Source organism: Oceaniglobus sp. K40-3, from assembly GCF_055808395.1.
Window position 1 is genome coordinate 98,935 of sequence record NZ_JBVVRW010000002.1, and the last position, 9,636, is coordinate 108,570.

At 59.4% G+C, this 9,636-nt stretch carries 6 protein-coding genes; 2 read left to right on the forward strand and 4 right to left on the reverse strand.

Features of this window, described 5'->3' with window-relative positions:
• Window positions 1–270: 270 nt before the first annotated feature.
• The 4 genes from AC0L7P_RS18415 to glmM form a co-directional block, all read right to left on the reverse strand.
• Window positions 271–1,878: a heparinase II/III domain-containing protein gene (locus AC0L7P_RS18415; protein ID WP_473435622.1), complete on the reverse strand. Its 1,608-nt coding sequence runs from the start codon at window positions 1,876–1,878 to the stop codon at window positions 271–273.
• A 41-nt stretch (window positions 1,879–1,919) separates the two neighbouring features.
• Window positions 1,920–2,702: a hypothetical protein gene (locus tag AC0L7P_RS18420; protein WP_473435623.1), complete on the reverse strand. Its 783-nt coding sequence runs from the start codon at window positions 2,700–2,702 to the stop codon at window positions 1,920–1,922.
• A complete protein-coding gene (locus tag AC0L7P_RS18425) occupies window positions 2,699–6,247 on the reverse strand; it encodes a glycosyltransferase family protein (RefSeq protein ID WP_473435624.1) in 3,549 nt (1,182 codons plus the stop codon). Before AC0L7P_RS18425 ends, AC0L7P_RS18420 begins: the two co-directional genes overlap by 4 nt.
• Window positions 6,248–6,376: 129 nt before the next feature.
• Window positions 6,377–7,708, reverse strand: a complete 1,332-nt coding sequence (glmM, locus tag AC0L7P_RS18430; RefSeq protein WP_473435625.1) for a phosphoglucosamine mutase — start codon at window positions 7,706–7,708, stop codon at window positions 6,377–6,379.
• Between the two features lie 186 nt (window positions 7,709–7,894).
• Here glmM and wecB point away from each other — a divergent pair, with 186 nt between their 5' ends.
• Together wecB and AC0L7P_RS18440 are read left to right on the forward strand one after the other, a co-directional pair.
• Window positions 7,895–9,028, forward strand: coding sequence for a non-hydrolyzing UDP-N-acetylglucosamine 2-epimerase (gene wecB / locus AC0L7P_RS18435; protein ID WP_473435590.1), 1,134 nt, complete (start codon window positions 7,895–7,897; stop codon window positions 9,026–9,028).
• Between the two features lie 56 nt (window positions 9,029–9,084).
• Window positions 9,085–9,636 (forward strand): NAD(P)-binding domain-containing protein (locus AC0L7P_RS18440; protein WP_473435626.1); only part of this gene is annotated, 552 nt, incomplete at its 3' end.

Here is a 9,636-nt window from a genome sequence, read left to right on the forward strand (position 1 = left end):
CTTATTGGGCATGACAGAGTGCCGCAAACCAGGGCGGTTATCGCAGTTCATTGTAACAACAAGCGCCGCGACAGCATCGTGTTTTCCCATGATCCCTCTCCGACCGCCCCCTATAGTATCCGTCGTGATCAAGCCCTGTTTGCAGACAATACCATGGATGGCGCCATGGGGCGCCTTTCGCCGCGCGATTTCACGGGCCGGAAACTTCGCCCGCAACGCCACACGCCTGATGATAGCAATCCCATGTGGCGCGCGCCCTGCCCCGACGGATCAGACGAATTCGACCCGAAAGCGGACGCGCCTGCCCTTGACCGGGCCGAACACGATGACCTGGGTTGCGGCGTGAACATTGTGCACGCTGCTCTGAGTGCTCTTGAACGGGCCATCCATGCCGGAATAGACCCTGCACGCGCCGACTTCGCCCGCGGCAACGCGGATCGTGAGCTGCTTTCTGCTCCCTTCGATCCTGGCCATCTTCGGAGTCACGCTGACCTTCTTGTCGGCCGGTACGTGAAACTGGATGAATGTACCGGGGTCTTTCCCCTTGTGGGTGATCTGGTCGACGATCTGAAAAGTGTCCGCATCCTCGATGGTCACGGTTCGGCTGATCTGCGCATCCCGATACATATTCGTCGTTGCCCGCAAAACGGCAATCACGTTGTCCCCGGCGGCGTCGTCCAGCACAAGCGTGGGGGCATCTTCCTTGCCGGGGATGCGCCGCCCGACCGGGCAATCCCGCACGAACGGCACATTGTGCGCCAGCGCCGAACGCATGTAGATGCGCACCGGGTCGGTCTGGTTGTGATTGTAAAGTCCGCTGTCGATCAACCAGTGTTCGCCGTACCCCTGCAACAGGATGTTCAGATCATCGTCCTGGCGATGATACCGGCTGAGAAACCCCGATTTCATCACCAGATGGACATGATCGCGCCAGTTCCGCCAGTCCGAGCGATAGATCGCGTAACCGGCATGGGGATAGACGGCAATGTTGCTTTCCACGGGCGCGCCCTCGGTGCCGCCCGTCGAGGCCCAGGCAACATGCGCGAAGTTCTCAAGCTCGCTCAGCTCGGGCGGGGGCATGCCGCCCCGGTCCGTGGAATCGCCCAAAAGCGCCAGTTTGCGGTCGGGGCCAAGCATCCAGGCCGTGAACAACATCGCCTTGTTCAGCAGGGCATCGAAATCAAAGTCCGACTCGACCCCCAGCGCCTTTTTCAGGAACCGCGCCCGCACGACGTTTGCGGTCATGCCCACATGATAGGCGGGGCTGTTTTCCACATGCACGCCTTCGTGGTTGAAGGCGAAGTCCAGTTCCCCGGTCAGCCGGTCGAGGGCCACCCGGCGCCAGTGCGACGTGTCGTAGAAACCGGTGAACGCCTCGGAGGCCAGCAAGAGCGACAGCGCCTGATCGAACCCGTGGTTGGTGTGTTTGCTGTAGAAATCCTCGCGCAGCAACAGGTCGCCGTGAACCCGGGCCAGATCGGGGAAATCCGGCCCACTTTCGGCCAGCTGCATGATCGAAAGCCGGTCAAGCCGCAGGGCCGTGGCATGGTCATGCCAGGGAAACAGGCCCAGGTTTTCAGGATCGACAGTGCCGTAGGTCTTGATCCAGTCGCGCACCAGAACCGCCACCGTCCCCCACGAACCCACCGCCATGAGCGCATCGAGCGGCGCGAAGCTGTGCATCGAGAACTGCCAGGTCCGGTTCGCCAGATCGCCGCTTTGCCAAAAACTATCGACAATCGGAACATCACGGTAACTGTGTACCGAAATCGCCCGCCCCAGGACGATGTCGTTCGCCTTCTGCTTTACGGCTTCGTCGGGCGCCGGAAGATATTGCGTCAGAATGTTTGCGGCGTCGATATAGGTTAGGTTCGACATGTTGTTCAAAGCTCTTGATGGTTCATCGCACGACAATTGACTCAGAAATCCCAAATCGACTTGGACCACTTCTTTTCGAGCTCCAAGATGAGTTGTCGCAAGTCTGATCTCGAATTGAAATATTCTCGTTCCTCGTCGGAAATAGTTTCGATCCGCCGCCTACCATAGGACTTTGTATCATTACTGTTGTTTGTGGAATCGAAAAGCAGAGCTGCTTTGGTGGGGTCGACAGTCACATGCTCGGAAAGTGCCGAAAAAACGTTACGCGCCAAGAAGTCGCCCTTATCTTTGGACGAAATTAGCTCTTCCAAAGATATCACGTGTGGAGTGTATCTCTTGTCGCTCTGGATTTTTTGGAATCCAAGCAAAGATCTGACAGTTCCATCACAGAATTCCTCCGGCGTAGCGTCGAATACAGATTTGGCCGACAGGTAATTTTCTGAAATCCTCCGAACACAATAAAAGAACACGATATCCTCACCGGAAAACAGAACGTCTATTGCATTCTTCGATCTCTCAATTCTTGGGCATTTAAAGCCGGCAACCTTCAAATTTCGTGAAAACGGAGGATTTCCTCCTTTTGTTATGGATGCAATTATGTTCAGAGATGATCTTGTACGCTGTCTCTTGTATGATTTCTCAAAGGTTCGCCCGGCGTGATCGCTATCGACCTGCCCCATGAGGTCCGCCGCTTTCTGAAAAGATCTTGAGTAGACTTCATTCTTCAAGTTAATGTCGGGGTGTGCATTCAGGATATCACAAAGCTGTCGGGTTCCAGCACGTGGGAAGCCACCGATTATACAAATCCCCAAATCCTTATTCATTCCTCTGACTCCTTCTCATTGATTATATTTTTGTGATATATCTTTTCGCCTGCTATCGATTCGATCTCTCTCTTGATCGTCTGGCCAAACCCGGACTGTCGGCGCACCCGCTCTGCTGCGGCCTCGGACATCTTCAAAAACCGGTCCGCGTCGTTGTAAAGCGTTTCGATGGCATCGGCCAGTTGAATATAATTCTCCGGTGGAGCCAGAAAGCCGCAGTTCTCATCTACGAATTCAGGAATTGCGGCAACCCGCGACGTGACAGGTACCAAACCGGATGCCATTGCTTCGTCGCGTGACACGCCTTGGCTGTCCATCCTCGTGGGGGTCAGAAAAACTCCATATGTTTTATGAAGTGCCGCGATCTCGGCATGCGAGAGAAAGCCTTTCTTGATCTCGACATTTGAAAACCCTGAAAGTGCGGCTGTCGTCTCTTCGAACAAATCGCCGTCACCGGCCAGATGGAATTGAAGGTTTTCGAAAACCGGGCGTTTGGATAACTCAAGAATTGCCGCAACCGACAGATCATTGGCATACTTGCGGTTCGCATAGGGGCGAATGGAAAGCACCATGCCGCGCTGCGTCTTATTTTTAGGAACGTAGTCGAACACCGAACCATCTATGTAATTATGGATGATCGAAACCTTTTCATCCGGCGGCGCCTTTCCGACGTCCTCTTCAACCTCATCCATGAAGTTCTTTGAGACCGATACATAGCGCAGATTTGGCGATGGATCAGAGAACACCTCGTCCCACAACCGCATTCGATTTGCGCTCAGCTTTTTCTGGCGGTCGATCTCGGCAGGCGTCATATGAGAGAATTCATAGGACCGGCGTTGCCATGCCTGGATCTCCGCGCCATGCAGCCAGATCGTGACCTTTACATGGTCCGTATATTTTTTGAGGATCTCCCACATCTGGCGATCCAACAAATGCACCAGAACCTGACGGTACTGTCCGGTGGCCAGCGTCGCGTCCAACAGTTCGCTGTCGCCGCTGGCGACGTCGACGTTCTCGAACTCTCGATAGGGGGCGGCTCCATCCATGTTAAGGCGGAATACGTCCACTCCCACGCCCGCATCCCGATAGGCGCGCACCCGGCTGTGCAGGAAGCCGTATTTATAGAGATCATCATAGGACGGATATTGCTTGGTCAGAACCAGCGTATCAGAGGACCCCACGATGGCGGGGGGCATGTCGCTTTCGGCGCCGAAAACGATGTCACCGATCCGCAACGATCCGATGCCCAGCACCCGCAGTCCAAAGCGCAACTGCGTACAATCACGCGGCAGGGCCAGCGCGTGACTGCCCGCGCCCAGCATCGAATGGGCGATCTTGGTGTTGTCGGCGCGATAGAATTCGCACACCAGCTGACCCACTTTCAGATCATGCTCCAACTCGAAGGACAGTGTGCTTTCGTCGATCAGGCCCAGAGAGTCGCGGGATAGTTTATTTTTCATCCAGAGGTAGACGGCTTTTTCGGTGTTGACCTCGCTGATCACCTCAAGCCGGTCCCCCGCCATTTTCTTGATCAGGGGCATGGATTTCGACACCAGTGCGGCGCTGAAGAAATCGCGCGCGCGCAGCATCGGCTGTCCGTCGGCGCGGGGCTTCTTGCGCATCGGCGCGGGGGTCAGGCGTTCGGCCGCGCCGTAGAGCTTTGCGCTCGACAACCCCGTGAGCGGCAGGTCGATATCATCAACCAGAGAAGCGACAGCCGCATCGCCCGCACCGTCCCGGCAATAGTTGAATTCGTCGATCCCCATGATCCGGTGCTGTTCAACCCGTGCGTTGGCCGGATCGTCAAGAATGCTTTGCATCCGCTGCGGCGTCAGATGCACCCGCGCCAGCAGGCCCGCACGCAACGGCAGGCTGTCGGTTTCGCGATAGCGCAGGGTTTCGTTCTGCAAGGCCGTGATGCCATTGGCGGTGCGGTAATGGCTGGCCTTCCCGAACCCTTCGGCATCGCTGTAGCGCGCGGTCAGCACCAGATCCATCAGGTAATTCGCGCCGTAATGGTCATCTGCATGCATCCCGCCCCAGAAGGCGAACGTATCGGGCAAAGATGCAAGCGCCTTCTGCAAGGCCGTAGTGTCAGGACAGACCGAAACGTTTTCAGGCATATCCGCAGGCGCCGCATTTTCCCCGGCCACAAGAAACAAATGCCTGTCGTTCAGGGTTTGCCTGGCGAATGCCGTCAGGATGGCATCGGTCTCGGCACGGGTCCGCGCGACGGCGAGGATGGCAACACCGGGTTGATCGGGGCGGTACGCCTCGCCGCGGATCTTGGCCATGATATAGGCAAGCCGCGCGGCATAGGTGTGTTCGTACATCACCTTGCGCAGACCCAGGAGACGGAATTTGCGGTATCGCAGATCGTCATTGGCCAAGGCACGCAGGGGTTCTGCCAGCCGGTCGCGCTTGTCCGAACAGATCACCAGATCGCCGAACAGCATCCGCACCCCGCGCGAAAAGTTGCTGACCACCACGGTGCCCGAGGCCATCAGCTCGTACACCCGGCGCGCGAACATCGTCTGCGATTGCTTGATCGTGTTCATGTTGATGCCGTATCGATAGCCTTTATAGGCCTTGTCGATCTCGGAGAACGGCAACCGCCCCAGGATCAGGCTCTGATACTCGTCAGGGAACTGATAGTGGGGGTGATTTCCGCCATGGTTACGGTCATAGATTTCAACCGGGCGCAGTTCCTTGACCGTGTCGAGGATGGCGGCAATGTCGCGCTGGCGTTCGGGATAGCGCAGATAATAGGAACCCGCGAAGTTGAAGGCGTCCTTGCGCTCCATCGTGGCGATCGGGTTGTGCTGCTGGGGCTGGGCGGCAAAGGGCAGCAGGAACACCCGGTCATGGCCGACGGCATCCTTGTAGGCCGGAATGCAGTCCATGTCGGTGGTGAAGACATAGTCGCACAATGACGCGGTGGGCAGGAAGGTGCTGAAATGCACCGGATCTTCCTTGTTCCAGAAGATCGAGGGCACGCCGTTGTCCCGGCACCAGGCCAGCATCTCGCACAGCGGATCCGAGGTGGTGCTGACAAGGCGGCTCCAGGCTTCGTTGTTGCCGTGCCAGGCGGATTCGACAAAGACGAAATCGGGTTTGAACTGTTCCAGTTGCCGGATGGCGGTGTCGGGCAACAGCGGCAGGAACACGCATTCCGGGCGGAAACTGGCCGTGGTGAATTCATCCATGATGCCCGCGATGCGCGGCACCGCCCCCGTGCGCGAGCCGAAAAAGCGCATCCTGCGATCCCGAAGAGACTGCATTTCCTGGCTGTCCTGCACCTGCGCTTCCAGCGCCGTCAGCGCCTGCACCGCACCTGCGCTGTCGTGAACCCGCTCGGCGCTGTCCAGCCAGGCCTTCAGGGTTTCGGTCGTCGGTGCCAAAAGGGCGGCCTGGCGCAGAATGCGCGCTTCGGATTCGACCCGGCCAACCTGAGCCAGAGCCAGAGCCGCCTGTACCAGACCTGCGCTCTGACGTGCATCCGCATCGGCAAGTCCGACCTGTGCGCGGTCAAGAGAGTCATCCATCGTTCAAATCCATATATCTGTAATGCGCCAAACGGCGGTTCTTCAAATTCACGGCACCCGATCGTGCCCTTCCCTGCGCCAGGCCCCATCCGAACGGATATGACGATCCCAAAGCAGGTCGATATCCTGTCACCTTATCAGGTCGGCGATATTTTTGATTATGCTTTGCAGTTTGTTTTGGTCGGGGCCTTCGCCCATGAGGCGGATGAGGGGTTCGGTTCCGGATTTGCGGATCAGGAGGCGGCCTGTGTCGCCCAGTTGTGTTTCGCCGTGGGCGATGGCGTCGCAGACGGCGGGGTCGCTCAGCGGGTCGGTGCCGGGGGCGAAGCGGATGTTTTCCAGGATCTGGGGCACCGGGTTGAACACGCGCAGCAGGCGGCTGGCCGGATCGCCGCTTTCCTTGAGCATCGCCAGCACCTGCAACCCGGCAACCAGCCCGTCGCCGGTGGTGGCGTGATCGGTCAGCACGATATGGCCCGATTGTTCGCCACCAAGATTGTACCCGCCATCGCGCATTTCCTGCACCACATAGCGGTCGCCCACGCCGGTGCGTTTCAGGGTGATGCCCTGCCCTGACAGATGGTTTTCCAACCCCAGGTTCGACATCACGGTGGACACCAGCGTATTGTGGTTCAGCCGCCCCGATGCCGCCCAGCGGGTGGCCAGCAGGCCCATGATCTGATCGCCGTCCACCACGGTGCCGGTTTCGTCCAGCACGATGATCCGGTCCGCGTCGCCGTCCAGGCAGATGCCGATATCGGCGCCGGTGTCGCGGATCATCTGCGCCGCGGCCCCGGGCCGGGTCGAACCGCAATCCTTGTTGATGTTGTAACCATCGGGCGAAACGCCCATGGAAATCACCTCGGCGCCCAGTTCCCACAGCACCTTTGGCGCGGCTTTATAGGCGGCCCCGTTGGCGCAATCCAGCACCACCTTCAGCCCGTTCAGGCGCACCCGGTCAGGCACTGTCGTCTTGGCATATTCCACATAGCGCGAGGCGGAATCGTTCAGCCGCGTCACCCGGCCGATATGGTCGGGGTCGATATCGAATTCCCCGGTCGCCAGCAGGGCTTCGATGTCATGTTCGATCTGGTCGCTCAGCTTGAACCCGTCGGGGCCGAAGAACTTGATCCCGTTGTCGTAATGGGGATTGTGGCTGGCCGAGATCATCACCCCCAGATCGGCGCGCATGGAATGGGTCAAAAGCCCCACGGCCGGTGTCGGCAAGGGCCCCAGCGCGAAAACATCCATGCCGGCGGCCGTGAACCCCGCCGTCAGCGCGTTTTCCAGCATATAGCCCGACCGCCGGGTGTCCTTGCCGATCACCACGCGGCGGGTCTGGGCGCTGGCCTTGAAATAGGTGCCCACGGCGGCAGCAAGATCAACCATGAAGGCGGCGGTCATCGCCCCGGTGTTGGCACGTCCACGAATGCCGTCGGTTCCAAAATAGGTCCGGCTCATCTGAATATATATCCTCAGCTCGATAATGCCCTGTCTTAGGGTGGCGGGCCAGCCAAGACAAGGTTTGTAAACCATGGCTGCCGGCGCATCTCTGCCGGGCTGAAAGGCCGGTCTTTTGGGTTGTCTTTACAGGTCAAACTGGTACATCGCTACAGCTTGAAATACCTTTTTCAAGGCTTTTGAATTATGAAGATACTCATTGTTTTCGGCACCCGCCCCGAAGCCATCAAGATGGCCCCGGTGGTCAAGCGCCTGCAGCAGACACCCGGCATCGACGCCCGGGTCTGCGTCACCGCCCAACACCGCGAGATGCTGGATCAGGTGCTGGAACTGTTCGCGATCAAGCCCGATTTCGATCTTGATATCATGCAGCCGGGTCAGGATCTGACCGATATCACCGCCCGCATCCTGTCGGCCCTGCGCGACATTCTCAGGGATGGCGGGTTCGACCGTCTTCTGGTGCATGGGGACACCACCACCACCATGGCCGCCGCCCTTGCCGCGTTCTATGCCAAGGTCGAGGTCGGCCATGTCGAGGCCGGTCTGCGCACCGGCGACATCTATGCCCCCTGGCCCGAGGAAATGAACCGTTCACTGGTGGGGCGGATCGCCACGCGCCATTATGCGCCCACCGAAACCGCCCGCGCCAGCCTGCTGGCCGAAAACGTGGCCGACGACAGGATCATGGTCACCGGCAACACCGTGATCGACGCCCTGCACGAAGTCGTGGCGCAGTTCGATGCGGATCCGGACCTTGATGCAAAGATGGCCGCGCGGTTCCCGTTTCTGCAAGAGGGGCGGCGCATGGTTCTGGTCACCGGCCACCGGCGCGAGAATTTCGGCGACGGGTTTGAACGGATCTGCACCGCGCTGCGCGACATCTCGCAGCAGGGCGATGCCCAGATCGTGTATCCCGTCCACCTGAACCCCAATGTGCAGGAACCGGTGAACCGGATCCTCGGACCGGCCGAAAATGTGCATCTGATCGACCCGCAGGATTACTTGCCGTTCGTCTGGCTGATGCGCCGGGCCCATATCGTGATCACGGATTCCGGCGGCGTGCAGGAAGAGGCGCCCAGCCTTGGCAAACCGGTTCTGGTGATGCGCAACACCACCGAACGCCCCGAGGCGGTGGCGGCGGGCACCGTGCGTCTGGTGGGCACCGACGCCGAAAAGCTGACCCGCGAGGCGCTGAGCCTGCTGAACGATCCCGCGGCCTATGGCGCCATGGCGCGCGCGCTCAACCCTTATGGCGACGGCCATGCCGCACAGCGCATTGCCGATGCGCTGGCCGCCGAAGGCGCGGCGCAATCCAACTGATCCCCGACCGGCCGGTTTCGGGCCGGCCGATCCCCACTCTCATGAAAGAGGTTCTCATGTTTGATCGTATTTCCATGATCGGTCTCGGCTATATCGGCCTGCCCACCGCCGGCGTCTTTGCCGCCCATGGCACCGAAGTCATCGGTGTCGATGTGTCGCCGCGGGTCGTGGACACGATCAACCGGGGTGAAATCCATATCGTTGAACCGGAACTGGACGGCATCGTCCGCAAGGCGGTGGAAAACGGCAAGCTGCGCGCGACCCTGACGCCGGAACCCGCCGAGGCCTTCATCATCGCCGTGCCGACACCGTTCAGGGGCGATCACGAACCCGACCTCTCCTATATCGAATCCGCCGCGAACATGATCGCGCCGGTGCTGAAAAAGGGCGATCTGGTGATCCTGGAAAGCACCTCGCCCATTGGCGCCACCGATCAGATGGCGGCATGGCTGGCCGCGGCGTGCCCCGGGCTGTCCTTTCCGCAGGATGCAGGCGACGATGCCGATGTGCAGATTGCCCATTGCCCCGAGCGGGTGCTGCCCGGTCAGGTGGTGCGTGAACTGGTGGAAAACGACCGCATCATCGGCGGGATGACCGCCCGCGCCAGC